Here is a 26,927-nt window from a genome sequence, read left to right as displayed (position 1 = left end):
CATCCGATACAAACAACAGCCGCTTCCTGTCGGAAGCGGCTGCTGTATTATCCATTTATTTCGTAATCTTCTTGATAAAGACTTTCCCCTGATTGACACATTGATTCAAAACAGCAAATACAATATTCTGTTCATTGCTTCAGGAATAGTTGTACGGTTTCATGCGTTATAATTCTGGAGCACGGATGATGCTCATAATGGTTGACGTATCAGGATCCGGGTTTAATCCCTTTTTGACACAGCAGGACGACAGACTGACAGGATTGTCCATATGTTAATTAATCGTTTCATTTTTGTGTCATTTATGATATAATCAACTGATGTTGTTTCAAAGGAGGCGAACGTTTTGCCTGATTTATCCAAAGTCACGGCGATTCTTCCGAATCTTGCTGATTATGTAGTCTACGGGGCTATCGCAGTTGTTACGCTGATAGGTCTGTTTAAGTGTCTGATTCCTCTGTGGCGGACCACCGCTTCTCTGCGCCTGGCCATTTCCCGCCTGCAGCAGAATGCCGGCAAACAGCTGGACAAGCCCGTCTGGCAGGAGGCCCGGTTCGTCGGCCGGCGTCTGAAGGGCAGCTGGCTCCGTTTCCTGCAGAATGCGGAACAGCTGGACCGCCGCGGTCTTCCCACCAATGTAGAAGATTATATCAATGATGATACTGTTACCCATGGTCCCGGTAATGCCGGTCTGGCGGAGCTGATTCCGAATCTGCTCACCTCCCTCGGTATTCTCGGTACCTTCATGGGTCTTTCCCGTGGTCTGTCTTCGCTGAACTTCGCGGATTCAGCCCAGCTCATCCAGGGCATCCCTGATCTGCTGAGCGGTATGCGTTTTGCCTTTGGTACTTCTGTTGCCGGTATTAGCTGCAGTCTGGTCTTCAACATGCTCAACCGTATTTCCCAGGGTTCCAGCTACCGTGCTATTGACGATTTTGTTACATCCTTTACACAGCTGGCCATGTCCCGTCCTCTGGATAATGACGTACAGCTGATTTGCCAGAATCAGGACCGCAATTTCATGCTGCAAGGCATCAATGATACCCTGGTGGATCGTCTGGCGGAAAACGTCAGCCGTTCCATCTCCCGTGTGATGACTCCTGTTTCCGAGTCCATGGATCGCTTCATTGTCGGCGCCACCCGGAACCAGATTGACGGCGTCAACCAGATTGTCAGCCGTTTCCTCACAGAAATGGATCGCAGCATGGGCGGCCAGTTCACTTCCCTTTCCCAGTCCATGAATACGCTGGAACAGAATCAGCGCCGTGCTGCTCAGGCCACCGGAGAAAACCTCTCAGCAGCGGAAGGCATCATCCGGAACGCACAGTCTCTTCAGGAGATTACCTCCCGTGCGCTGGATAAGTTTGATACCTATATGAGCCAGCTCAATACCGTCCGTGAACGGGATGAAAACTTTGAACGCCGTACCGCCGACCTGCTCAATAGCATGCGGAAGGAAAGCAAGGACATGGCTTCGCTGATCTCCGGTCTTACGGATAAAGTCAGGACCCTTCCTGAAATGGAAAGCAGCGGTGAAGCTCCGGAAAAGACGCTCGGAGAGATCCAGAATATTCTTTCTTCCCTCAATGACAATGTAAAAACCGTTTCCGAAACCTTGAACAAGCTGTCCAAGGAGGCCTGACCATGGCACGTCAACGCATCCATAACCGACGGGCCGGCCGGGGTTCCTCCGGGACCGGCGCCAGCTGGATCAGCTATTCCGATATGATGGCAGCCCTGCTGCTTATCTTTGTGCTGGTTCTGACCTACAGTCTCTATCAGTATTTCACCATGCTGGAGACCAAGACAAAGGAACTGAATGATCAGCAGATTGTGCTGGACCAGCAGGCTATTGACCTGCAGCTGGCCCGGGATGAGCTGGATTCCAAGGAAGCCCGCCTGGTCATTATCCAGGGGGATCTGGACGCCCTGAAAGTAAAACTGGACGATCAGGAAAAGACCCTGTCCGACCTGCAGATCGTACTTTCCTCCAAGGAAGCGGATCTGGAAGCGGCTACCATACAGTTGCAGGAGCAGAAAGACCTGCTGAATGCACAGGCGCTGCGCATTGATAACCTCATCGGTATCCGTACCACCATGATTCAGGATCTGTCCAGTTCCCTGGCCGCCGCCAACCTCAAGGCTGCCGTGGATCCGAACACCGGTGATATCATGCTGGACAGCGCAGTCTTCTTTGAAACCGGCAGCGCTGAAATCCGTCAGGAAGGTAAAGATCTGCTGGATCGCTTCATTCCTGTTTACCTGGATGTTCTTCTGCGGGATACTTACTCTGATTATCTTGGTGAAATCATCATTGAAGGTCATACCGACTCCAAGGGGTCCTATGAATCCAACCTGAAGTTGAGTCAGAACCGAGCACTTCAGGTAGCCCTGTACTGCCTGAAGATGCCTTCCCTGACGCCCGAACAGAAACACCAGCTGCAGAAAATCCTGACAGCAAAGGGCCGCAGTTATGCTGACCTGATCTATGTAGACGGTGTTGAGGATGCGGAAGCTTCCCGTCGTGTTGAATTCAAATTCAGCCTGAAGGATTCCGAAATGATCGACGAAATGAATCGTATCCTCTCCGGTAATTAATGCTTGCATTAATTGAGTTATAATTCTGAATTCTTAATTCTGAATTCACTGTCCTTATTTCTAAACAGGAGGATTCAAGTGAAAGCCTTCGCTATTTTCTTGATTGTCTTGGTTCTCGCCGTTGTCATCGGTGTAGGCTGGCTGTATCTGAATGCCCGGATAGACATCCGTTTTGATTCATGTGTTGCCAATGATGGCATCACCCAGTCGGAAGTCTTCTATAATGTAAAAAACAAGCTGAAAAACGATACCTTTGTTGGTACACGCTTCACAAATGAAGAGCTTGGAGAAGCGGATCAATATCAGTTCCTGACCTATACGATCCATGTGAACAACCACTCTTTCCTGCAGGCTGAAGTGATTGAGATCCGCATCACTCCTATGCAGGGTGACGTGCTCCAGATTGGAGAAGAGACCCCACATGATCTCCCCTCCGGACGCCAGACAGATTTGTCTGCCACCATTCTCACTGACCGGAGTATGCATTCCGTCCGCGAGGCCACCGTCACCTGGTATTTCTGGGGTCTGCCCTTTACTGAGAAGCTGACCCTGGGCAGATAAAAAGAAAGGATTTATTATGCTGAAAGAACTGCTGTATCAGGCTGTCAACTGGATTGCAACGGTTCATGACAAAATAAGTCAGATGAACAATCAGTTTGAAGGAACACTTTCAGACAAACAAATGCATTTTCTGGTGATTGGCATCCTGGGCATACTGCTGATATTTATCATTCATCCGTTATTCCGGCATTTATCAAAAACTAACCATGTTATGGTCATCTCCTGGATTTATGTATTCACGCTGATCCTTGTGATAACGTTCTCTATTGAAATCGGACAGCGTCTGACCGGTACCGGAGATATGGAATTTGCGGACATTGTATCAGGAATAGGCGGCTTCATTTTCATGTTTGCCATTTTCGCACTGATCCGTGCCGCAGTCATAGGAATCATCCGTCTGATTCGCAAGCGTCAGGCATGAAAAACATGGAGCAAGAATACAAATCGAAGAAAACCTCTTCCGCCAGGAAGAGGTTTTTTCCACCATTTTTCATTGTTCTTTTTTCATTGCCGGTGACTAAGCAGTCATTATCATGACTGCCTGGTTACCGGCCTTAACACCTGATATCCCAAGCCTTCCGGATAATGCCGCTGGTAGTCAGGACATGCTTCTTCGTTCCAAACATAACCCTTGTCTGATGGATCAAAGTTCCAGGCCAGTTTTTCCACCGCACCCATTACTTCTACGTTTTCCGTCATATAATCAAACACAGGATAGGAAAACACCAGGTAGTCGCTTGCGGGAATTTCCCGGAGCTCAAATCCTTCCGGAATTGGTCCGTCATAGTCTTCCGGCACACCGGTACCATAGAAATAGATGCGTTTTCCGTCAATCCATTTCCATCCGGCTGTATGTGCGGTAACGATGGGATGGGCCATCTTTTCCATGCTGGTCACAAATCCGGTCACCGTATCACAGTCATGGTATTTCCAGAAGTCGCAGTAGTTATCCGCCTTTTCTTCCCATATTCCCAGGTATTTATGTGCGGGAATGTGCTCCACCCGGACAGCAAGTCTCGATTCTTCCATAGTCCTTATCCTCTTTTCATCATAGTCAGGAAGCAGAACGTGTTTATGGGTCTGCAGCGGAATAGGGACCGGCTTCCGCCGGTACGCAGCCGGTGTACATCCGAACTGCTCCCGGAACTGCCTGGACAATACTTCCTGTGAGGAATACCCGTATTTCACGGCAATGTCCAGGATCCTGTCCCCTGTATCCCTGATCTCTTCCGCAGCCCGGGCCAGGCGCCTGCCGGACATGTATGATTTCAGGGTCATCCCTGTCGCGTCATGGAACAGAACGGAACAGTACCAGGGAGAATAGCCAATCTCGTCAGACAGGTTCTCCAGTACCTTGTTCTGATCCGGATGCGTCTCGATCCAGTCGATCATCCGCTGAACCGATTCAGTCCATTCTTTCATGCCTTCGCCTCCTGCATGAAAAGAATATCATTTCCATTCACTCCTGTTTTGACCTTTCTTGTGGACTTATTCAGGTCTTCATCACATCCGGCTTTAGCCGGATATTTCACATGTGCCGCAGGCACATATTTCACATTGCGGCTTCAGCCGCAATATTTCATAAATCAGCGAAGCTGATTTATTTCATTGATAAAACTTACGAATAAACGTAAGTTTTATTCCAGCTGTATTAGTCTCATCAGCAAATGTGCAATCTCCGCCGGAGGTTCCCGTTGTTCTTTGTTTACCCACATGGAGATGATTCGGTATGCACCGTAGGTGATAAAGTGAAACAGGTATTCCTGCATCGGTCCGTCTTCCTGTCCGCTGCACCGTGTCAGCACGGTCTCTCTTAATTCCGGAAGGGAAAAAAGTTTCTGGGGAAACAGCGGGTCCACATTGTTATTGATAATCAGCCGTCCGAATTCCAGGTGGTTTTCCATATACTCGCAGGCCGTTTCAATGATCTTTACCGGATCATCCGCATATTCCCGGATGGTATTTGAAAGGAATACCAGCAGGTCATTCTCCATGTCGGTCAGGAGATCAAACTGGCTTCCGTAGTATTTATAAAAGGTAGTGCGGTTAATATCTGCCCGCTGGCAAAGCTCCCGGATGGAAACATGATAGATATCTGTCTCGCGCAGCAACTCCGTCAGCGCCTCTTTCAGCATCCGCCTGGTCATTGTCACCCGGCGGTCTTCTTTCTTCTCCATCAGTTCTACTCCTTTTTTCAGGAAATAAGTCAACACTTTTCTTCCATATGTTGACAATTGGTCCAAGCGAACATGAACTGTCGGTTGTTTTGTCAACACCTGTTGTTTATAATTTTATTTGGAGCAATAAGCTCTGTCAAGCGGGTTAAGATTATGAACTCCCGCAGTCAAGGATAGAAACGGGAGGCTGTATTGATATGAAAAAAGTGGCGTCTTTTCTGGTGGAGAAGCGAAAAATTCTTCTTTGCCTCTTTCTGGTTCTGGCGGCAGTGTCCCTGCCGCTCATGGGACAGGTCCGGATCAATTATGATCTGACAAAATACCTTTCAGCGGAATCCCGGATGAAGCAGGGTATGCAGCTGATGGAGCAGGAATTCGGCCCCTCAGCTTCGTCACAGCTGAGGGTGATGATTCCGGATCTTTCAGCTTCGGAAAAAGAAGAGATCCTGCATGATCTTTCTGCCCTGGCTGCTGATGCCCAGGTAACCTGGGAGCCCGGGAACAGGTATAACCATAACGGATATACGCTGTATGAAATCACAACGGAATATGACAGCCATTCAAAGGAAGCAGCCGCTCTCTTCAGGGCCGTGCATGATCTTTATGACAGCCGTGCGGTTGCCACAGGCGGAACCATTCATGAAGCCAACGTTCCCATGCTGCCGCTGTATGTCATGGTCATTGCAGTCAGCCTGGTGCTTGTACTTCTGCTGCTTATGTGCAATTCCTGGTTTGAACCGGTTGTCTTTATGGTGAACATCGGTATCGCGGTTGCCATCAATCTGGGAACCAATGTGCTTCTTCCGGGTATTTCCGAATACACAAACTCCATCGTCGGCATCCTGCAGCTGGTTCTTTCCATGGATTACTCCATCATCCTGCTGAACCGTTATACCCAGGAAAAAGAGAAATGTGCTGATAATCCTTCTGCCATGAAGGCGGCTATTACTGCCGCCTTCCCGGCTGTCGCCGGCAGTTCCCTGACCACCTTTGCCGGTCTGCTCTGTCTGGGTTTCATGAGCTTTAAGCTTGGTGCGGATATGGGCTTTGCGCTGGCCAAGAGCGTCATCGTCAGCCTGATCTGCATCTTTACTGTCCTTCCCTTCCTGATTCTTATCAGTGACAAATGGATCGTAAAAACCCGTAAAAAAGCCCTGCATATTCCGGCTGCCGGATGCTCACGCTTTGAATTCCGCCGCAGGATTATTCTGCTCCTTGTATTCCTGGTTCTGTTTGCCGGAGCCTTTATCCTGAAAAACAACACCCGGATCCTGTATATGCTGCAGATGAACAACGCTGTGGAAGCAGAGTTTGCCGAACAGCATTCCATTGTGCTGCTCTATGAATCAAAAGACAAAGGCAGGATTGCGGATGTACTGGCTCCCCTGGAGCAGGATGAGCATGTGACAAATATCGCCGCGTACTGCAATACCCTGGGAAAAGCATACCGGGCGGATGAAATCACCGCGCTTTTCAGCGGAGAAAACGCTCCTGATGCGTCCCTGATCAAGCTTGTATATATGGATAAGTTCTCCGATCTGGAGGACAAGTCCGCCATGTCCCTGTTCATGGCCTCCCGGACAGCCTATGATGATACCTGGGCAATGACGCCCGAAGAACTGATCTCCTGGCTGCAGGATCATGTCCTGGATGATTCCCGGTTCGCAGCCATGATCAAAGACGATACCCGCCAGATGATTACGGACGCCGGTGAAACAATCCGTGAAAGCGTGGCAAAGCTGGAAGGTGAACATTACGGCCGCGTCATCCTGACGACAGTCTATCCGGAGGATTCAGACGAGACCCGCGCCTTCCTTGATTCCCTTGCGGAAAGATGTGATAACCTGCTGGAAGGTGAAACCTGGCTGATCGGAACTTCTGTGATGAATCAGGAAATGTCCCATACCTTTGATGCGGAAATGAACCGTATTACCCTGATTTCCGCCCTGGCAATCTTCATCGTTGTCGCCCTGACCTTCCGTTCCCTGGTTGTTCCCCTGATCCTGGTTCTGACCGTCCAGTGCGGCATCTATCTGACCATGACCTTCATCGGCCTCAGCGGCGGCGCCATGTATTACCTGGCTATTCTTATGGTGCAGTGCATCCTTATGGGCGCCACCGTGGATTATGCCATTCTCTATACTTCCTATTACCGTGAACACCGGCTCACGTCAGATCGTCAGGCTTCCATCCTCGGTGCTTATAACGGTTCCCTGCACACGATCCTGACTTCTGCTTCCATCATGATCGTCGCCGCCGGCATCCTGGGATATGTGTTCGCGAATCCTGCCATCGGCGAAATCTGCCTGACCATCTCCCGCGGCGCCATTTCCGCCACCCTGCTGATCCTTTTCGTCCTTCCCGGTGTCCTTTCTGCCCTTGACAGCTTCATCATCTCCAAAAAGCGGTAAACAAACTATCACATCCGGCTTCAGCCGGATATTTCATATGTGCCGCAGGTACATATTTCACAAACCCGCCATCGGCGGGTTTATTTCACATCTGGCAAAGCCAGATATTTCATTTGTTGAAAAAAGCCCTTCCGCATTCGCGGAAGGACTCTTTTTTCAACATTGACCCAGGGAGCCGATGCCCTCGTTTTTTCACCCGCTCTGTAAAGCAGGCTGGTGCCCTGCCGATCGACTCTGCCGTCCCCTGGCGTACAAGACGGGGGCATGACATATCGTTCTTTGGACCCGGGCTCCATTTTGTGAAATGTGGGGAAAACCGAAAGGCTGTCGCGAACCCCAGGATGTCTGTCATTATTATATCCGCACCTGGATTTCCCGTCAAGTCAAACCATTAATTCTGAATTCTGAACTGTCATCATGCTTCCAGTCTTTCCCGGATGGCAGCCAGGAACTCTTTGCTGTTGACTGCCTTTGCCTCTCCTTCATACAGCAGCGCCAGGTCCTTGGTCATAATACCGCTGTTGATGGTATCCAGCGTGGCCTTCTCCAGTTTGTCAGCAAAGGCCTGCAGATCCGGCAGGTTGTCCATCTCGCCGCGCTTGCGCAATGCTCCGCTCCAGGCAAAGATCGTCGCCACAGGGTTAGTGCTGGTTTCTTCTCCCTTCAGGTAGCGGTAGTAATGCCGGGTAACAGTACCATGTGCAGCTTCATACTCAAACTGTCCGTTCGGGCTCACAAGCACGGACGTCATCATGGCCAGGGAACCGAAGGCAGTGGCAATCATATCGCTCATCACGTCGCCGTCGTAGTTTTTGCAAGCCCAGATAAAGCCACCCTCAGAGCGAACCACCCGTGCCACGGCGTCATCGATCAGAGTGTAGAAATAGGTAATCCCGGCCTTTTTAAAGGCTTCTTTATACTGGTTCTCATACAGTTCAGCAAAGATATCCTTGAACCGGTGGTCATAGGTCTTGCTGATTGTGTCTTTGGTGGAGAACCACAGATCCTGCTTAACGCTCAGGGCATATTGGAAGCAGCTGTGGGCAAAAGAGGTAATGGACGCGTCCAGGTTATGCAGTCCCTGCAGTACGCCGGGGCCTTTGAATTCAAAGACAGTCTGGCGGATTTCCTTTCCGTCTTCTCCGGTAAACACCAGTTCTGCCTTACCGGCGCCCGGCACCCGCATTTCCGTATTTTTGTACACGTCGCCGTACGCATGACGGGCAATCGTGATGGGCTTCTTCCAGGTCCGTACCGTGGGATGAACGCCGTTAACCTGGATCGGGGCACGGAACACAGTGCCATCCAGGATGGCACGGATCGTGCCGTTGGGGCTCTTCCACATTTCCTTCAGGTTATACTCCTCCACCCGCTGGGCGTTGGGAGTAATCGTGGCGCACTTCACCGCAACGCCGTATTTCAGCGTCGCTTTCGCGCTGTCGATCGTAACCTGGTCATTTGTTTCATCCCGATGCTTCAGTCCCAGGTCATAATACTCAGTTTTCAGATCCACAAAGGGCTCCAGCAGCTGTTCCTTTATCCCCGCCCAGAGGATCCGTGTCATTTCGTCTCCGTCCATCTCCACCAGCGGTGTTTTCATCTGTATTTTGCTCATCATTTCGTCTCCTTCTATCAGTATAAATTATTTGTCTGTTTTCTGCTTATCTTAGGATGATTAGGGGAAATTTTTCAGTTTTAAGTTTTCAGTATTCATTATTCATTTGTTGCCGTTTAGAAAAAACGGCAACAAAAATCTCCCCGAAGGGGATTTTATCCTTTCCTCCGGGGAGAAACAAGCGAAGTTGTAAAAAACAACACAGAAAAGACAGGATTGGTTACTGTCCGTACCAGCCGTCTGTTCCGGCTGCAGAGTCCGGTTCAGGTGTCGGCGTGGCGTAAAGCTCTATGTGCGCATAGTTGCCGGATTCATCGTCTGCGAAGCTCGAGTCAGGAATAGCCTGTCCGTTCTCGTCGAGATATTTCTGGGTATCGACTGCACCGCTGTCTGTAATGACTCCATTCTCCGCGTCCCAGAACTGCGTGATGGGGAAAACCACCATGAGTTCGATCCAGTCAACCCGTGGTTCTTCTTTATACTGTTTGGGATAATAGGCATAGTACGTCTGGGGCCGCTCGCCGTTCAGGATGCTGGTTTCCCGGTCTTCATATTTATCGTACCGGTAGTCTTCAAAGGGAGTATCCTTATCCTGATAAACCTTCTGCACCCGTGCTGTCGCCGTCTTCATGGATTCTGCCTGGCTCATCGTTTTCGGATTCAGTGCCCGGACAAAGGCTCCGGCGATCTGCGGAAAACGTGCCAGGTTTTCATTGTTTACCCGCACCAGCATATACCAAAGCTGATCGTAATACAGATGAACCGTTACTGTCACGCCTTCCGGCATATACGCGTCTTCCGAAAGGGTAATTCCCATTTCCACGACCGAATTGGTCTGGTCAAAGATCTTGTTGATTGGCATCTCCCCGTTTTCCAGAAGGAAGTTGTTCACATTCTCCATGTAGGTTTTCAGCATCTTCTGGGCCGGGGTTGTGTCCCTCAGTTTCAGTTCTGCCAGGCTGCTTCCTGCCGGAATGATCAGCGTCAGTACCAGGAGCAGCAGGACAATCCGTTTTACCATTCTTTTTCTTTTTCCTCGATCATTTTTTTCTTGATTTCCACACACTTGCAGATCAGGTCAACGCATCCTTCGATGCCCAGTGTTCCGGTATCCACACACAGGTCATAGTTGTTCACATCGCCCCAGGTGCCCGTGGCGTAGTAGTTATAATAGGAGGCGCGCTGTTTGTCCGCCTTGCGCAGGATTTCCTCTGCCTTCACAGGATCCGCGCCGTTATATTTGATCACCCGCTGAATCCGATCTTCTGTCTTTGCCTTTACAAAGACATTCAGTACGTTTTCATGATCCCGCAGCACATAGTCTGCACAGCGTCCCACGATAACGCAGGGGCCTTCATCCGCAAGCCTGCGGATCGTATCAAACTGAGCCAGGAAGATTTTGTGATTCAGCGGCATATCCATATACATGGTTCCCGGTTCACCCCGGGTCTGCGCACCGCTGATCAGGGAGAAGAGCAGGTTCTTTCCCTGCTTCTCGTCATAGCTTTCCAGCAGTTCCTGACAGATTCCGCTGTCCCGGGATGCTTCCGCCAGAAGCTCCTTGTCATAGAAAGGGATGTCCAGCTTTTCGGCCAGCAGTTTGGCCACATAGCGGCCGCCGGATCCGTACTGTCTCCCTACGGTGATGATCGGCTGATACTTCATACAAGCTCCCTTCCTTTCTTCTGTCTTTGTCATCGTGCCGGAACACATATAGACCTGTCTTCTATTATGTATATTCTCTTCCCATCCCGTCTTTTCCTGCTTTCCCCTGCCTCTTCACTTGTCTTTACCCTCATTCCGTGGTATCCTTCAATATGCTTATCAATCAAGTATTAATTCTGAATTCTTAATTCTGAATTCTGAATTATCAGAACGGAGTTTATATGAAAACACCGGTAAATACCCGTACTCTCCGCCAGCATCTCACCTATAACTGGTGGAAATATCTCCTGATTATCGCGGTTGCTTTCGGTCTGGTGGATCTGCTCTATACCGTAACCGCCTACCGCTCCCCGCGGGACAAAACCGTCGGTTTCTATGTCTACGGATATATGAATGAAACAGACCTGAAGCCGTATCTGGATAATATTCGTGAAACCGAAATGTCCGATATGGAAGAGATCAATGCATATGCGCTGACCATGGATGAAACCTATGGTCCCATGCAGATGGTCACATACATTGCTGCCGGTGAAGGTGATATCTACCTCTTCAGCCGGGATGATTTTCTTAACAACGCCCTGAACGGCTCCCTGCTTCCTCTGGAAAACGACAAGGAACTGATGGCTTTGTTCGACGATGCAGGCATCAATCTGCAGAGCGGATGGCGCAGGGAATCAGAAACCGGAGAAACTCATCTCTACGGTATCCCGCTGGATAAGCTCCCCGGTCTCAGCAAATATGTCTATGCTCAGGATGGATATCTGTCTGTGATTGTTACAAGTGGTAATCAGGAGAACGCCTTCAAGCTTCTCCGGATTCTCTGCAGGGATGGCATAACAGCAGTATCCACAGAGGACGCTGCTGCGCAACCTTGATCGTCAGCCCCTGATTCCTGCGGTCAGTTTTTCGGCCAGTTCCTTCTCCTGCTCGCTGAAGCGGCGGGACGGGTCGTACCATACAGGAGCGGCCACCTTGAAAATATGGTTCTTATAATCCACGTGGACAGGATACATCTTCAGTGCTCTGCCGCTGGCCTTGTACCATAGTTGTCCCAGACGCAGCCACCCGGTATTGATCCGCCGGTGGCTGTTTTTTCCGGGTCCTGGAATTTCCGGGAACAGCAGCAGGTAGTGATCCTTCTGCAGCACGCGCACGCTCTGGCGCAGGGTCAGCATGATCCGCTGATCACGGTATACCGGAATATGCGGAATACTGCGGAGCATTGGCGGCATCAGTGCTGAAGCAATATATGGTACAGTCACATTCAGTACAGGCGCAAAGAAGCTGTCCGGCTTCCACCAGTAGTCCTTCCGCACGTAAGCCGGAACTTCCTTGGGATTCAGCATTTCACTGTTGACCCAGGGATGTATTTTATCCCGCAGCGGGAATTTGGCACACATATCCACCGGTCCGCTGGATCCGGCATGATTAACTACAAATACGCAGGGACCATCCTCAAAGGGCTCTTCCCATTCCGTTTTCATTTTGTGACTGAAGAGTCTGACTGTGGCTCCCGCCAGTTTATAAAACCGCTTGCCCATTCTTTCTCCTCCATTTGCTATTATGTCATCCTAAGCGAAGCTGAGGATGACATAACAGGAATGTTTATAACTTATTATGCGAAACGACAGGCTTCTTAGCTTCTTATAAACAATTCGGTATCAACTGCGCAGATACCTTTAATTCCGGGTAAAAATTCTCATCCGGCAAAGCCGAATATTTCACATTTGACGAAGTCAAATATTTCACAAATCAGCGCAGCTGATTTATTTCATTTCCTGTTCAAATGTTAATTTGAACGGGAATAGTTGGGCGCTTCCTTCGTGATGGAGATATCATGCGGATGGCTCTCGGCCAGGCCGGCGCCGGTGATCTTGATGAACTGGCTGTTCTTCCGCAGGTCATCAATGGTCTTGGCTCCGCAGTATCCCATACCGGCACGCAAGCCGCCAACCATCTGGAAGATGGTATCTGCAAGTGTTCCCTTGTAAGGTACGCGTCCTTCCACGCCTTCGGGAACCAGTTTCTTCTGGCCTTCCTGGAAATAACGGTCCTTGGAGCCGACAGACATAGCTGCCAGACTGCCCATGCCGCGGTAAACTTTGAAGGAACGGCCCTGATAGATTTCCATAGCTCCGGGGCTCTCCTCGGTACCGGCCAGCAGGCTGCCCAGCATAACGCAGCTTCCGCCTGCTGCCAGGGCCTTGGCGATATCGCCGGAGTATTTGATGCCGCCGTCCGCGATTACGCGTACGCCGTATTTGTCTGCTTCCTCAGCACAGTCGGAAATGGCTGTGATCTGCGGTACGCCGATACCGGCAACCACGCGGGTGGTACAGATAGAACCGGGGCCGATACCAACCTTCACGCAGTCCACGCCGGCGGAGATCAGGTCGTGGGTAGCGGCAGCCGTTGCCACGTTGCCGGCAAACAGGGTAATATCCGGATACTTGTTGCGGATCTTCTCCACCTGCTTCAGCACACCCAGGCTATGGCCGTGGGCAGTATCGATATTGATAACGTCAACCTTGGCAGCCAGCAGGGCGTCGATCCGTTCGAACACATCGTTCGTCACGCCCACTGCGGCGCCGCACAGCAGCCGGCCGTTCTCGTCCTTGGCGCTGTTGGGATATTTGCTTGTCTTCTCAATGTCTTTGATCGTAATCAGGCCGCGCAGCATGCCGTCCTTGTCCACGATCGGGAGCTTCTCGATCCGGTGGGAGGCCAGGATCTTTTTCGCTTCTTCCAGGGTTGTGCCTTCGGGAGCGGTGATCAGGTTCTCGCTGGTCATCACTTCGCCAATGGGGCGGCTGTAATCTGTTTCAAACCGGAGATCCCGGTTGGTCAGGATGCCGACCAGTTTACCCTCGCGGGTGATCGGAACGCCGCTGATCCGGTAACGGCTCATCAGCTCTTCCGCGTCAGAGATCAGGTTCTCGGGACTCAGATAAAAGGGATCTGTGATAACTCCGTGTTCACTGCGTTTGACCTTGTCAACCTGGGCTGCCTGTTCCTCAATCGTCATGTTCTTATGGATGATTCCCAAACCGCCTTCCCGAGCCATCGCGATTGCCATGCGGCTGTCCGTCACGGTATCCATGGCGGCGCTCAGCATCGGAATATTCAGTTTAATGTTCTTCGCCAGCTGGATGGAAAGGTCCACATCCCGGGGTAGTACTTCGCTCTTCGCCGGTACCAGCAGTACGTCGTCAAAAGTCAATCCTTCCCTGATTTTATCCTGCAGCATCCCTAGTATCCTCCCTCCGTATAATTAAAGTGTATTTTATCAAAAATCAAGCTTCTCTGTCAATTATTGTCCGGCTGTTTTTGGAGAAAATCAGAATGTCTCATCCGGTTCAATTGTGGTATAATCCATACCGTTCATTATCCGGTTTATTTACAGGAGATATTGTCATGAAAAAAGATTCCCGCAAACTCAACGAGCCGCCGAAACGGTCCATTCTGGAAGAAGTCGGCAATGCTGTCACCCACGGTGTGGGTGCATTGTGCGCTATTGCCGGTCTCGTATTGCTGATTCTGAAATCACATACCTCCACGCAGCTCTTCTGCTCAATTGTCTATGGTTTCTGCCTGGTCATGATGTTCCTCATGAGCTGCCTGTATCACTCCTTCCGCTGGGGCTCCACCGTCAAGCGCGTCTGGCGGCGGTTCGATTATATTTCCATCTATCTGCTCATTGGCGGTACCTTCACGCCTATGTGGCTGCTCTTCTGGGGCGGTCAGCTGGGAACAATCCTCTGCTGCGTCCAGTGGGCAATTATTATCACCGGCATTGTCTTTGTTGCCGTCTTCGGTCCGGGGCGTCCCAAAGCGCTCCACATCACGCTGTTCATCGTGCTGGGCTGGTGCGGCCTGATTTTCCTGCCCCGCATGCTGCGGGAAAACCTGCCTCTGTTCCTCTTCACGCTCATCGGCGGCGTCATCTATACCGTGGGTATCATTCCCTTTGCAATGAAGAAAAAGGGAGCCCATTTCCTCTGGCATTTCTTCGTCTTCTTCGGTGCGGTAATCCACTGGTTCGGCATTTATTTCTTCCTGTATTGATATATAAGCACAATAATTTTGTGCTTTTCTGTTGATAATTTTATATTATTGTGCTATCATCCAGATGGATCATTCATAACTCATAATTTTGATTTGCAAACCAGCAAACCAATGATTCTGAATTATGAATTATGAATTATGAATTGAAAGGATGGACACCTGTGTCTGATCGTCTGTACGTCAAGGTCACTTCTGATTTTGATTCCACCGGCTATATGCAGCCCCGTGCCATTCTCTGGCCGGACGGGCGTCTTTTCAATATTGATGAAGTCCGCGCCTTCCGTCCTGCTGGTGACAGCCACTTGCTGGACTGCTATACTGTTATCATCCATGGTCAGGAGCGCCATCTCTTCTTTGAACGCTCTGTTGACCGCCTCGGCGCCCGTCTTGGCCGCTGGTATGTCGAAGCCTAATCCACTCCAACTTCCCTGTAGTACAGCGGTAAGTAACTAATCACGTTTGGCGCAGCCAAACATATCATGTTCGACGAAGTCGAACCTATCATATCGGCATGAAGCCGATATATCATGTTGCGAAGCAACATATCATTCTTTTGCGAAGCAAAAGACAATATAAAATTCATGAAAAAACAGCTTCTGAATGCTGTTTTATCCACCATTTTTCAGTTTTAAGTTTTCAGTATTCATTAAAATACTTCCTCCCTCCTACTTCCTACCTCCTGCTTGATAACTATGTTTATTGCTATCGATCTCAAAAGCTTTTATGCTTCCGTGGAATGTGCCGCACGGAATCTGGACGCATTGTCCACAAACCTCGTTGTGGCAGATGCCACCCGCACGGAGAAGACGATCTGCCTTGCCGTCACCCCCAGTCTCAAGGCCTATGGCATTGCCGGCCGTGCGCGTCTGTTCGAAGTGGTTCAGCGTGTAAAAGAAATCAACGCTGAGCGTCTGCGCAACGCCATCCGTCTGGGTAAAGCGGTGCGCGGTCCGGACGGGAAATATGGTTTCTCCGGCAAGTCTGCTGACGCGCGGGAGCTGGCGGCGGATCCTTCCCTGCAGCTGGACTACATCGTTGCTCCGCCGCGCATGAGGCTCTATGAACAAGTCAGTACCAAAGTCTTTTCCATCTACATGAAATATATCAGTGATGAAGACATCCACGTTTATTCCGTGGATGAATGTTTCATGGATGTCACCGGTTATCTGAAAACTTACGATATGACAGCTCATGAGCTGGCCATGACCATGATCCGGGATGTGCTTTACAACACCGGCATCACTGCCACAGCCGGCATCGGCACCAACATGTACCTGGCCAAGATCGCCATGGATATCGTAGCCAAGCGCGTTCCTGCGGATCAGGACGGTGTCCGTATCGCAGAGCTGGATGAGATGCGCTACCGGGAGTTGCTCTGGTGTCATCAGCCCCTGAGGGATTTCTGGCGCATTGGTTTCGGTCTCGCCCGCCGCCTGGAAAAGCTGGGCTGCTATACCATGGGAGATATCGCCCGTCTGAGCCTGACGCATGAGGATCTGCTCTATAAGGCCTTTGGCATCAATGCGGAGCTGATCATCGATCACGCCTGGGGCTGGGAACCGACCCGGATTTCAGATATCAAATCCTACCGGCCAATCTCCAACAGTCTCAGCAGTGGCCAGGTACTGTCTGAAGCCTGCGATGCGAAGAAGGGTCGTCTGCTCGTCCGGGAAATGACGGATCTGCTGACCCTGGATCTGGTGAAAAAGGGCCTTGTCACCCGGAAGATTGAGCTCACTGTCTGCTATGATCAGGCGAGTATTGTCATAGCGCAGCAGGGGCGTTCCCTGCCGGAATCCATTTTCCGCATTGCTTCTACCGGTGAAATCTATAACGGCCCCATCTCGGCCGATCCATACGGCCGGATCATTCCGAAGTACGCCCATGGTACCGGCAATCTGGATCGCTGGACAAGCAGCACCCGGCGCATCTCAGATGCAATGATGGAACTGTATGACAGGATTATTCACCCTGATCTGCTTGTTCGCCGGATCTATGTGGTTGCTGTCGGCCTGATCCGGGAGGAAGATATCCCGGAGGAAGGTCCCCTGCAGCTGGATCTCTTCACGGATTATGAAGCTCTCACCCGGCAGAAGGAAGAAGAAGCCGCCGCAGACGCAAAGGAAAAGCGCCTGCAGGAAGCCGCCCTGGATATCCAGGAACGCTTCGGCAAAAGCGCTATGATCAAGGGCATGAACTTGGAAGAAGGCGCCATGACCATCAAACGCAACGGCCAGGTCGGCGGTCACCGTGCCTAACCCACCTTATATACGTGTCGTTTCTCCTTCGCCGTAGGTGAAACATTTTTAAGTCTTAAGTCTTAAGTTTTAAGTTTTCATTTTCTCGCCCGCAGGCGATAATTCTGAATTCTGAATTATGAATTATGAATTTATAAGGATTGCGAATTATGAATGATGAGCCTTTCCCCTACATGGACATCCTTTCCCTCCCTCACCATCAGTCTGCCACTCGCCCGCATATGAGTCTCCACGACCGTGCGGCCCAGTTTGCGCCTTTTGCGGCGCTCTCAGGCTATGAGGAAATGGTGGATGAGGAGGCCCGGATCACGGACCGGGAAATCTCCCTCGGAGAATCAGAGCAGGATCTGCTGGATGAGCAGTTCCGCCGTCTGTCTGAGATGCTGTCCGCCGGGCAGCGTCCGCAGGTTTCTGTCATGGTTTTCATTCCAGATCAGCATAAAGCAGGCGGCCGTTATGAGACCGTCACCGGTCATGCCCGCAGAATTGAACCTGTCGAAAAAAGGCTGATCATCCTCAATGATGATTTCCCCGCCAAACAGCTCGCCCTCGACATGACTCGCATTCTTGACCTGCTTATACAATAAGCAGGTCAAGACTCTACACTCTTCACTTTTCACTCTTCACTCATTACTCTTATCTTGCCTTTACACTATCTGTCACATCCGGCCCCTGGCCGGATATTTCACAAATCAGCGTAGCTGATTTATTTCATGTGCGTAGCACATTTCACATTGCGGCTTTGGCCGCAAAATTTCATTTTCAACGGCCCTTTTCCATATTGCTAATTATGTGGTGTATACTGTAAAATACTTCCCAGCACTGCATCTCAGGAGGACAAATATATGATTCTGTTGGTTATTGATATGCAAAACGCCCTGATCGACGATGAACTCTATGCCTTTGACACTTTCATGGAGAGAACAACCAAACTGATTGACGCGGCCCGGAAGAACAACGTGGAAGTCGTATACGTCCAGCATGACGCCGGTGCCGGCAGCGGGTTCTCCGTCGGAGACGAAGCCTTTGAAATTGCTGAAGAAGTCGCTCCCAAAGAAGGTGAAAAAGTCTTCGTCAAGACCATTAACAGCTGTTTCGGGAATAAGGACTTCAAAGCCTATATGGAATCACAGGAAGATAAGCGCCTGATGATCATCGGTCTCCAGACCAATTACTGCATCGACGCCACCGTAAAATCCGCGTTCGAAAGAGGTTTTGAAGTCATCATTCCGGAAGGCACCAATTCCACCTTCGACAATGACTACATGACCGGTGAAACCACCGTCAAATACTACAACGAGGACGTCTGGGAAGAGATTGTTGAGAGCGTAACGATGGAAGAAGCCATCGAAATGATGGGCAAGTAAGTAAAAGAACGTGTCGCCTGACACGTTCTTTTTTTATTTGATCTCAATCCAGTACCGGCCTACCGGCACGTCATGCCTTGGAGTCTTTACGTAGTTTTCCAGCACGCCTCCGTTAGCGAGTATTGCCCTGACGCTGCCTTCATTCTCATCTCCGGCAGTCAGCAGCACCCGGTTCAGGCCAATGCTTTTGCAGTATGGCAGCACGTCATGCAGCATCTGTGTGGCGTATCCCTTTTTCCTTTCCGACGGACAAACACAATAGCCGATATGTCCGCCCCATGTTTCCTCAGGGCCATCCGGACGATGCTGTACACCGATCATACCGACAATCTTGCTGTCCGCTGTGCGCACATATAGGAACTGGGTATAGTTTTCTTCATGCTCAGCAATATACCGGAACCATTCCTCCGGATCTTTGCTGTACCGTAGTCCCCGTGCTCCATGCAGCCAGTCCAGGCAGTCCGTGAATTCTTCCTTGTAAGCCATGATCTGTTCCGCATATGCTTCATTCGGCTTGACCAGAATGAAAGTTGACAAGGGGACGGTTCTGTTGTCAACTTTTTCATCGATTTCCGCGTAGACGGTCTGATATGCTTTGTCCGGTATGGACTGCTTCGGCGTCCAGAACCCGTACAGTTTCTTCAGTTCTTCAGGTTCTCCAAAAATCTTCCGTGTCTGTTCAAATGCGTAGTTATTGGCATCCATTTCATGAGGCTGTCCCAGGTACAACTCTGTAAAACGTTCTTCCCCGCCTTCCAGTTCACAGGCCGCGTAATCACCGTTTACCAGCTTATAGCAGGTTCCATCATATTGAATCATATACTGAAGGCTGCGCCGGATCAGCTCGGGAAACTGTTCCGGCTTCAGGTACTGTGCCGCGTGCCTCAGCTCATGGAAAAGATAGAACGCTTTTTCAAAATCAGGAGCCGCTTCAAGCAGTTTTGCATTGATATAGACAGTTTTTGTTCCATCATCATATGTACCGTTCGCGGTCTCATACCCTTCCGGCATATCAAAGCACAGGCTCAGTTCCAGCCCGGTCTCATTGCAGTATGAATCAAAATGCTTTTTATAATCAAACATATCCCTGTTCCCAATCAATATGCTTCTGTTGACCATTCGTACTTATAATTCTGAATTCTGAATTCTTAATTCTGAATTACTTATAGTACAGGCACAGCATTGTAATATCGTCAAATTGCGGAGCCTCACCGACAAAGCGATCCAGGTCTTCTTTGACTGTCACACAGACTTCCCTGCAGCCTTCCATATCTGTACTGAAAGTTCTCGATAGTGTTTGGAGCAGTCTGTCATTACCGAAAAGCTGGTTGCCCGCGTCCGTTGCCTCGGTCACACCGTCTGTGTACAGGAACAGGATATCCCCGTGTTCCAGCTGCAGTGTCTGCTCCCGGTATTTGATGTTTTCCATGGCAGCCAGCGTCAGGTTAGCCCTCTGTTCAATAAAGGCCGCCTTTCCGTTCCGGATCAATACCGGCGGATTATGTCCGGCGTTCACAAAACGGACCAGGCCGGTATCCGTCTCCAGGAAGCCCATCCAGGATGTGATGAACATCTCGGCATCGTTGCCTTTACAAAGCTTGTTGTTGGCTGTGAAAAACAAATCCGCAGGCATATCTCCCCGTTCAGCATATCCCCGGAGCACCGTCTTGCCGGTCATCATAAACATCGCTGCCGGAATTCCCTTTCCGGAAACGTCCGCAACCAGGAAGGCAAGCTTGTTTTCGTCCAGCAGATAGAAATCATAGAAATCGCCGCCCACTTCCTTGGCCGTGTTCATCGTGGCATACAGACTGAAGTCCGTTCTGTCCGGATAAGGCGGAAAGACAGAGGGCAGTGCGGATTGCTGAATGTTCTTGGCAAAAGCCAGCTCCTCATCAATCCGGGCTGCGGCGGCGGCAATATACTGCTTCAGGGTGCTGACCGTAGCATTAATGTCATCAGACAGGGAGGAAAACTCCGTATTGGAGCGGACGTCTACAGTCTCTTCCAGATCACCCTGGGTAATCTTGGAAAGGGAGTTGTTCACCCGGTTAATATTATTAACAACCAGTTTCCGGACCAGCATGAAAATGACGACAAACAGCGTCACGAAAACAAGTATTTCCAGGATGGCTGTCAACTGGACTGATGTGTTCCTCTGCAGCAGGATCTCATTTTCCGGCATCGTTGCTACAAGATAATATCCTTCTGTAAACACATACATGCAGGAGCAGTGTTCTCCGTATACATCCGTACGGAAAACCGTCTCCTCCGGCATGGTATCCCTGTCAATCCAGATCCCGGTTACAAACAGGTTCTGTCCTTCATTGTGATTCCGGTCACTGACAATATTCCAGTTTTCATCAACGATGATAATGCAGCCTTCCTGCCCCACATGACGGTTACGGGCCACTTTGATTACGAGATGATCTATATCCCGCTGAAAACGTTCAGCGTCGTAGGCCACCTGTACAAAGCCGCCTTGCTTCAGTTTTACCGCAGCGTATTTCCGCAGCAGTGAAGGATCATAGGTTGTTGGCTGATAACTCTGGACATACTCCGTTTCCGTACTGTCCAGCAGGCAGAGAAACTCAGCGGACTGTTCCCCGCTCCGCATATCATAGTTCAGGAATGCGGCATGTGTGGTTCCTGTAATAATCCCGTCCTGATTGATGATGTTAATCTCCGCAACATTATGCCAGTTCATGAGCGAAGAAAGTCCCACTTCATTCACCGGTGCCCCGTTGTCAATTTCATGGGCAATGGCTCTTGTCAGTGCCAGCAGATTCGCGTCAGAAGCGTCAACAACATCCTGCCGCACATCCTTGATATTCAGCCGAAGCAGATTGGCCGCGCTGTGCTGGGACAAGCCTGTCTGCAGTGTCCAGGAAAAGATCATGGACATAGCAAACGCCAGGACAACAATCAGAAGCAGCCAGCGCAGGAAGGTGTTTGAGATGGTTCTTTTTCTCATGTGCTTTTCCTTCTCTTTCCTGATCTTTCCCGTATCAGCTCACTGGGATTTATACCGGGAACAGTTCCTTTTTTCCGGTTTATTATCCCACTCTGATATCCGGATTGTTCTTTTCTCTCTTGCTGTAGATTTGTTCCAGTTCCGCGATCACTTCATCCTTCGGCCGTACAAGACCCTTGAAGTGGCTCACCAGCAGTTTTGATGCTTTCAGTTCCTTCAGTACCTCTATTTCGTCCTTCAGCAGCTGGGCATTATAAGCATAGTGCCCGTCCTTCGCTTTACAATACAGGGCATCCCCTACAAACGCGTATTCATTCCCGATTTCCAGCCCCAGGCATCCTTTCGTATGACTGGAGGGGATCTGAAAAATCCGCAGGTCTCCGATGGTCAGTTCACCGTTCACAACAGTTCCCCAACCTGTGTGCCGGAAGGTTGCCCCGGACACATACAGTTCTCCAACCCGGATCTTGTCCAGGCTTCCGGTATGATCCTGATGGAAGTGGGACAGCACCACATTGTACTGCCCGTCCAGTCCGGCCAGGCTTCTTTCATCATTTCCCACGTCATACAGCCATTCAGTATCACCACACCGGATAATTCCGATATCCGCGGACAGCGGCTCCTCCGTCGCCTCTATGTAGCTGATCCGTTCATTAATGATTTTTCTGTCCATACACCAATCCTTTTTATCAATGGATTCCTTCACTATCGTCTGTCAATCCAGAACTTCAATCGAAGGAACAAACCATATCATACACAAAAATAATTCTGAATTATGAATTCTGAATTATGAATTTGCTTTCGTATTCTTCCCTCGTCATAATGCACGATTCAATCGTTTTTACGCAGCCATCCCAAGTTCTGGTAAGCTCATAGGTATAATCATAACGGAATCCAAAGGATTTTGCCACTTTTTTTGACTTATCATTATCAAGAAAATACCCGTACCGGAAATCTTCCGCACCCAGCTCCTCAAAAGCCAGCTTCAAGAGCAGTGCTACAATCTCTTTGCCGTATCCTTTCCCCTGGAATGCAGTGCCGATGCAGATTCCGCTTTCCTCATAGTGTCCCGGAGCAGTCTCCTTGATCGCGCACAGTCCAACAGCCTCGTCCGTATCCTTCAGTGCCACAAAGTACGCGTAGTGATCCTTCTGGAACTCCATGCTCCTGCGGCATCTTTCGATAGCATCTTCTTCCGTCAGTGTAGGCTGATACAGCATCCACTTGTAAACCGCTTCATCCCCCCACACATGCTTCAGCATGGACTGATAATCTTCTTTTCTGGCCTTCCTCAGCCGTATATTCTTCCCTTCCAACACTTCATACATAACAATCCCATATCCTCTTGAGTTCGGAATTATCCGCCATTTATTAGTGGCAGACAATAATATTTTTAAGTTTTAAGTCTTAAGTTTTCAGTATTCATTACAAATGCAATGTGATCTATGGATCACACTGCATTTGCTTTGAACTGTAACTGGTACAGTTCAAAGTACGTCCCCTTTTTCTCCATCAGTTCTTCATGGGTTCCCTGCTCCGTGATCCGTCCATCGCTTACCACAGCGATCTCGTCCGCGTTTTTGATCGTGCTCAGCCTGTGAGCCACCACCAATGTGGTTCTGCCTTTGCACAGCTCATCCAGTGCCTGCTGGATCAGGATTTCCGTGGTATTGTCCAGCGCGCTGGTCGCCTCGTCCAGGATCAGAATCGGCGGATTTTTCAGAAACACCCGGGCAATGGACAGGCGCTGTTTCTGTCCGCCGGAGAGGCGGACGCCCCGCTCGCCGATGTTCGTATCATAGCCGTTGGGCAGGCTCATGATATAGTCGTGGATATTGGCCCGCTTTGCTGCCAGGATGATTTCCTCGTCCGTTGCGTCCAGCTTGCCGTAGCGGATGTTCTCCTTCATGCTGTCGTTGAACAGGTAGATATCCTGCTGCACGATGCCGATATTCCGCCGCACACTTTCCAGCGTCAGGCTGTTGATCTCCTTGCCGTCCAGCAGGATCTCGCCGCTCATCACGTCATAGAAGTGCGGGATCAGGTGGCAGATTGTGGTCTTGCCGCCGCCGGAGGGGCCAACCAGGGCAAATGTTTTGCCTTTCTCTATGTTCAGGTTCACATGCCGCAGTACGTTCTTGTCCTCATCATAGGCATAGCTGACATCCCTGAACTCGATATGTCCTTCCAGCAGCCCCGCGTCCTGCGCGTCCGGGCTGTCCGTTTCCGGCTTTGCATCCATGATCTCACAGAACCGTTCGAAGCCCGTTACGCCGTTTTCGAACTGCTCCATGAAGTTGATCAGCGTCATCACCGGGCCGATAAACATATTCACGGAAACAATGAAAGCGGAATAGTCACCGAACTGGATCCGGCCGTTATACAGGAACAGGCCGCCGGCAATCAGCACCACCACGTTGAACACGTCCGTCACAAAGGTATTGCCGCTGTGGAAACGTCCCATTGCGCTGTAGGCGCCCTGCCGGGCTTTCTGGAACTTCCCGTTCCCGATCTCGAACTTTTCCTTTTCCTTCTCCGCATTGGTGAAAGCCTTCGTTACCCGGATACCGGAGATAGAGCTTTCCATACTGGCGTTAATTTCAGCAACCGCGGACCGGGTATCCCGGAATGCCTGGCGCATTTTCTTGCGCAGGCTTATAGAGATAACAACCAGGAACGGTACGCAGGCAAAGATAATCAGCGTCAGCCAGATATCAATCGTACTCAGGTAAATGAATGAAATCACGATGCTCAGCACGGAAATGATAATGTTTTCCGGTCCGTGGTGTGCCAGCTCGCTGACTTCAAACAGGTCATTCGTCATCCGGCTCATGATTTTGCCGGTTTCATGGGTATCATAGAAGCTGTAAGGCAGCGTTTCCAGATGGGCAAACATATCCGTACGCATTCGTGCCTGCATATATACGCCCATCATATGCCCTTCATACTGGATAAAGTAATTCAGCAGCATCTTGATAAAGTAAAGTGCAAGCAGCGTAATGCCGAAGATCACGATCATCCGGTAGTTCCTGTCCGGAATCAGCGTGTTCAGCATCGTACGGGTAATAATCGGATAGACAACGCCGATCACTGCTACCAGCAGCGCAGCTGTCATATCCATGGCAAACAGTTTTTTATGAGGTTTGTAATAGGCTATGAACCGTTTCAGCAGTCCCGCGGTTTCCTTCCTGCTCCGCTTCGTGCTTTCTTCCATGGTATATATACCTTTCTCAGATCAATTCTCATTTACAAATTATCAAAACCTGTAAAGATCGGTGTACAAAACGAAGCCTGAAAAGCTGAAAAAACAAACACATTTTTAAGTTTTAAGTCTTCAGTTTTCAGTATTCATTCAGTTATCTGATTTAGTTTTCTGCATAAGCAAAAACTTAATCAGATAACTTCCCCCCGCGTTCCCCGCCGCTGCCAGCGGAATCACCCACCAGGCAATCCCCTGCGCGATGGCCGCGTAACCCGCCAGGGCAATGGAGTGAGCATAGGAAGAAAGGATGAACAGCGCCACGCCGTATACAACAAAGGGCAGCCGGCTGATATCCTTGTTCTTCGGCTGGGTAGTGGCCAGATACATGCACATGCCGCACATCACGGACTGCCAGATCACCTTCAGCGGATCCTGGTAGCCTGTCACGATTTTCTGTGCCGCTTCCCGGATTTCCGGCAGGCACAGCGAAGCCAGAATGCCGCATACGCCTGCGCCGATCACATTCATCACCAGCATGATCAGTTTCTGCAGGGGATCGTAGTCATTCCGTGCTACCCGTCCGGTAAACAGTTCCGCGTCAAAGTTCACCACAAACCAGAGTCCGGCACTGAAGAGCACTGCTCCCGGAATGCCGCCGCCTACCTTAAGGTTAACAATACAGCCCATACAGATCAGGACGCCCGCCGCCGCGGACCGGTTCAGTGTAGTCTTCATCGCTCGCATCCTCCGGTCATATTCAGATTATTGCCCTCATCGTAACCGGAAAACCGGTCAATGTCAAACATCTTCTGCCTTTTATTTTCAATATTCACGTAAGTTTGGTCATTTTCTTGACATGTTTTGTGTTTCTGATATATTTATACATGGTTTGTGTGTGATGTACGTTTTGAGCGACGCCGCAAATAATGCCTGAAAGGGTATTATTTGTGGCGTTTTAGTTTATAATGTACACAAGCCGGAAGGAGAAGAGAAATATGGATTACAGCACAAAGATTTCCGAACGGATGTGGAACCTCCCGGACAAGGGAGAACTGGAATCGAAACGGGAGCAGACCTTCATCGACGATATCGTGCAGAAGGCGCATATCGAGCGGGAGCTGTTCAGCCACCTGGACGGCATTCAGACCGTCTTTGACGGCGGTGCCGGCTGCGGCCGCTTCTCGATCCTGCTGGCCCGTCAGGGACTGCAGGTAACCCACTTCGACATCTCCCAGGCCATGATCGACAAAGCCCGGGAGCTGGCAGAAAAAGCAGGCGTCCTCGACCACATCACCTTTGTCAAAGGTGCCCTGGAAGATCTCTCTGCCTATACAGACCGGAGTTTTGACCTGGTCATGTCCTTTGACGCACCCATTTCCTATACCTGGCCCAATCAGGAGCAGACAATCCGGGAGCTGGTGCGTATCGCGAAAAAGCGGATCATGTTCAGCGTCTCAAGCCGTCTTGGTGCCTTGCCCTATCTGGCCAATCCCCTGCAGAAAAATCAGTTCATCCTGGATAAAAACAGCTCCGACAGCTGGGTTCAGTGGTGCCTGAACAGCCGACAACAGATGATCGACGGCTTCACCTTCCGGGAGGAAAACCTGCTGAAGACGCTGGATACCGGTCTCCTGTGCGATGTGGAAGAAACCAAAGAAGCTTATGACCGGGGTGAGACGCCCTGGTGCATCACCTATCACTTTATGCCGGATGAACTGAAGCAGATTCTGGAAAACTGCGGCGTGAAGGACGTTGCCCTGGCGGGCCCCGGAGCTTTCGCCCGGACGATCCCCAATGAAATCCTGGTGAAAATCATGAACGACCCGGAACAGAAGAAAGATTTCCTGGATTTCTGTCACCATTATGACAGCAATCCTTATGTCTGCGGCATGGGAAAAGATAACCTCTTTGCCCGCGGGGAAATCGGATGACGCCGGTCTCCTTCTGTCCATTCTTCCAATAATATGGTAAAATCCAGATACAGGCTGCCGCTTCCCTGAAGCCGCTATTACCGCCTGTATTCAAAGGAGTTCC

25 protein-coding genes are annotated in these 26,927 nt (G+C 50.2%); 12 read left to right on the top strand and 13 right to left on the bottom strand.

What is annotated here, in order from left to right:
- Positions 1–346: 346 nt before the first annotated feature.
- From JYE49_RS03250 to JYE49_RS03235, 4 genes are all read left to right on the top strand, one after another.
- Positions 347–1,642, top strand: coding sequence for an anti-phage protein ZorA-like protein (locus tag JYE49_RS03250; RefSeq protein ID WP_093956042.1), 1,296 nt, complete (start codon positions 347–349; stop codon positions 1,640–1,642).
- A gap of 2 nt (positions 1,643–1,644) precedes the next feature.
- The gene (locus JYE49_RS03245) at positions 1,645–2,598 is read left to right on the top strand and encodes an OmpA family protein (protein ID WP_093956041.1); all 954 of its coding nucleotides are present in this window, start codon (positions 1,645–1,647) and stop codon (positions 2,596–2,598) included.
- A 99-nt stretch (positions 2,599–2,697) separates the two neighbouring features.
- Positions 2,698–3,159, top strand: a complete 462-nt coding sequence (locus JYE49_RS03240) for a hypothetical protein (RefSeq protein WP_143754434.1) — start codon at positions 2,698–2,700, stop codon at positions 3,157–3,159.
- A gap of 16 nt (positions 3,160–3,175) precedes the next feature.
- A complete protein-coding gene (locus JYE49_RS03235; RefSeq protein ID WP_283399290.1) occupies positions 3,176–3,580 on the top strand; it encodes a hypothetical protein in 405 nt (134 codons plus the stop codon).
- 110 nt (positions 3,581–3,690) lie between these two features.
- Here JYE49_RS03235 and JYE49_RS03230 read toward each other — a convergent pair whose 3' ends face one another.
- Positions 3,691–4,581 (bottom strand): helix-turn-helix domain-containing protein, encoded by an 891-nt coding sequence (locus tag JYE49_RS03230; protein WP_093956039.1) that lies wholly within the window; start codon positions 4,579–4,581, stop codon positions 3,691–3,693.
- Between the two features lie 215 nt (positions 4,582–4,796).
- On the bottom strand, positions 4,797–5,336 hold the full coding sequence (locus tag JYE49_RS03225; RefSeq protein WP_143754433.1) for a TetR/AcrR family transcriptional regulator: 540 nt from the start codon (positions 5,334–5,336) through the stop codon (positions 4,797–4,799).
- Positions 5,337–5,533: 197 nt separating this feature from the next.
- On the opposite strand from JYE49_RS03225, the gene JYE49_RS03220 reads away from it, so the two are divergent.
- Positions 5,534–7,747 (top strand): MMPL family transporter, encoded by a 2,214-nt coding sequence (locus tag JYE49_RS03220; protein ID WP_093956037.1) that lies wholly within the window; start codon positions 5,534–5,536, stop codon positions 7,745–7,747.
- 415 nt (positions 7,748–8,162) lie between these two features.
- Here the strand turns inward: JYE49_RS03220 and JYE49_RS03215 are convergent, their stop codons facing one another.
- The 3 genes from JYE49_RS03215 to JYE49_RS03205 form a co-directional block, all read right to left on the bottom strand.
- On the bottom strand, positions 8,163–9,362 hold the full coding sequence (locus tag JYE49_RS03215; RefSeq protein WP_093956036.1) for an NADP-dependent isocitrate dehydrogenase: 1,200 nt from the start codon (positions 9,360–9,362) through the stop codon (positions 8,163–8,165).
- Between the two features lie 220 nt (positions 9,363–9,582).
- A complete protein-coding gene (locus tag JYE49_RS03210) occupies positions 9,583–10,383 on the bottom strand; it encodes a hypothetical protein (protein WP_093956035.1) in 801 nt (266 codons plus the stop codon).
- Positions 10,377–11,027, bottom strand: coding sequence for a cytidylate kinase-like family protein (locus tag JYE49_RS03205; protein WP_093956034.1), 651 nt, complete (start codon positions 11,025–11,027; stop codon positions 10,377–10,379). Before JYE49_RS03205 ends, JYE49_RS03210 begins: the two co-directional genes overlap by 7 nt.
- Positions 11,028–11,248: 221 nt before the next feature.
- Here JYE49_RS03205 and JYE49_RS03200 point away from each other — a divergent pair, with 221 nt between their 5' ends.
- On the top strand, positions 11,249–11,902 hold the full coding sequence (locus JYE49_RS03200) for a hypothetical protein (RefSeq protein WP_093956033.1): 654 nt from the start codon (positions 11,249–11,251) through the stop codon (positions 11,900–11,902).
- Positions 11,903–11,905: 3 nt separating this feature from the next.
- Here the strand turns inward: JYE49_RS03200 and JYE49_RS03195 are convergent, their stop codons facing one another.
- Together JYE49_RS03195 and guaB are read right to left on the bottom strand one after the other, a co-directional pair.
- Complete coding sequence (locus JYE49_RS03195; protein ID WP_179217183.1) at positions 11,906–12,511, bottom strand: lysophospholipid acyltransferase family protein; 606 nt, start codon at positions 12,509–12,511, stop codon at positions 11,906–11,908.
- A gap of 305 nt (positions 12,512–12,816) precedes the next feature.
- On the bottom strand, positions 12,817–14,274 hold the full coding sequence (gene guaB, locus JYE49_RS03190; RefSeq protein WP_093956031.1) for an IMP dehydrogenase: 1,458 nt from the start codon (positions 14,272–14,274) through the stop codon (positions 12,817–12,819).
- A gap of 167 nt (positions 14,275–14,441) precedes the next feature.
- Between guaB and trhA the strand changes: the two genes are divergently transcribed.
- The 5 genes from trhA (at position 14,442) to JYE49_RS03165 (ending at position 18,717) form a co-directional block, all read left to right on the top strand.
- The gene (trhA, locus tag JYE49_RS03185) at positions 14,442–15,092 is read left to right on the top strand and encodes a PAQR family membrane homeostasis protein TrhA (RefSeq protein ID WP_093956030.1); all 651 of its coding nucleotides are present in this window, start codon (positions 14,442–14,444) and stop codon (positions 15,090–15,092) included.
- Positions 15,093–15,223: 131 nt separating this feature from the next.
- Positions 15,224–15,505: a hypothetical protein gene (locus JYE49_RS03180; RefSeq protein WP_093956029.1), complete on the top strand. Its 282-nt coding sequence runs from the start codon at positions 15,224–15,226 to the stop codon at positions 15,503–15,505.
- A gap of 279 nt (positions 15,506–15,784) precedes the next feature.
- Complete coding sequence (locus tag JYE49_RS03175; protein WP_093956028.1) at positions 15,785–17,350, top strand: Y-family DNA polymerase; 1,566 nt, start codon at positions 15,785–15,787, stop codon at positions 17,348–17,350.
- A 149-nt stretch (positions 17,351–17,499) separates the two neighbouring features.
- Positions 17,500–17,937: a hypothetical protein gene (locus JYE49_RS03170; protein WP_179217182.1), complete on the top strand. Its 438-nt coding sequence runs from the start codon at positions 17,500–17,502 to the stop codon at positions 17,935–17,937.
- A gap of 258 nt (positions 17,938–18,195) precedes the next feature.
- Entirely contained in the window at positions 18,196–18,717 is a 522-nt protein-coding gene (locus JYE49_RS03165; RefSeq protein ID WP_093956027.1) for a cysteine hydrolase family protein, read from the top strand.
- A gap of 33 nt (positions 18,718–18,750) precedes the next feature.
- Here JYE49_RS03165 and JYE49_RS03160 read toward each other — a convergent pair whose 3' ends face one another.
- The 6 genes from JYE49_RS03160 to JYE49_RS03135 form a co-directional block, all read right to left on the bottom strand.
- Positions 18,751–19,800, bottom strand: a complete 1,050-nt coding sequence (locus JYE49_RS03160) for a GNAT family N-acetyltransferase (RefSeq protein ID WP_093956026.1) — start codon at positions 19,798–19,800, stop codon at positions 18,751–18,753.
- A 76-nt stretch (positions 19,801–19,876) separates the two neighbouring features.
- Positions 19,877–21,691 carry a PP2C family protein-serine/threonine phosphatase gene (locus JYE49_RS03155; protein ID WP_093956025.1) on the bottom strand — a complete coding sequence of 605 codons (1,815 nt, stop codon included), beginning with the start codon at positions 21,689–21,691 and terminating at the stop codon, positions 19,877–19,879.
- Between the two features lie 82 nt (positions 21,692–21,773).
- Complete coding sequence (locus JYE49_RS03150) at positions 21,774–22,364, bottom strand: MBL fold metallo-hydrolase (RefSeq protein WP_093956024.1); 591 nt, start codon at positions 22,362–22,364, stop codon at positions 21,774–21,776.
- 100 nt (positions 22,365–22,464) lie between these two features.
- Entirely contained in the window at positions 22,465–23,019 is a 555-nt protein-coding gene (locus JYE49_RS03145) for a GNAT family N-acetyltransferase (protein ID WP_093956023.1), read from the bottom strand.
- A 122-nt stretch (positions 23,020–23,141) separates the two neighbouring features.
- A complete protein-coding gene (locus tag JYE49_RS03140) occupies positions 23,142–24,863 on the bottom strand; it encodes an ABC transporter ATP-binding protein (RefSeq protein WP_093956472.1) in 1,722 nt (573 codons plus the stop codon).
- A gap of 180 nt (positions 24,864–25,043) precedes the next feature.
- Entirely contained in the window at positions 25,044–25,628 is a 585-nt protein-coding gene (locus JYE49_RS03135; RefSeq protein WP_179217181.1) for a formate/nitrite transporter family protein, read from the bottom strand.
- Between the two features lie 260 nt (positions 25,629–25,888).
- Here JYE49_RS03135 and JYE49_RS03130 point away from each other — a divergent pair, with 260 nt between their 5' ends.
- On the top strand, positions 25,889–26,824 hold the full coding sequence (locus JYE49_RS03130; RefSeq protein ID WP_093956021.1) for a class I SAM-dependent methyltransferase: 936 nt from the start codon (positions 25,889–25,891) through the stop codon (positions 26,822–26,824).
- Positions 26,825–26,927 lie beyond the last annotated feature (103 nt).

It is taken from the genome of Aristaeella hokkaidonensis, from assembly GCF_018128945.1.
Classification (GTDB): Bacteria; Bacillota; Clostridia; order Christensenellales; family Aristaeellaceae; genus Aristaeella; species Aristaeella hokkaidonensis.
The sequence above is the reverse complement of the archived record's forward strand: the minus strand, read 5'-3'. Positions and strand labels throughout refer to the sequence as shown.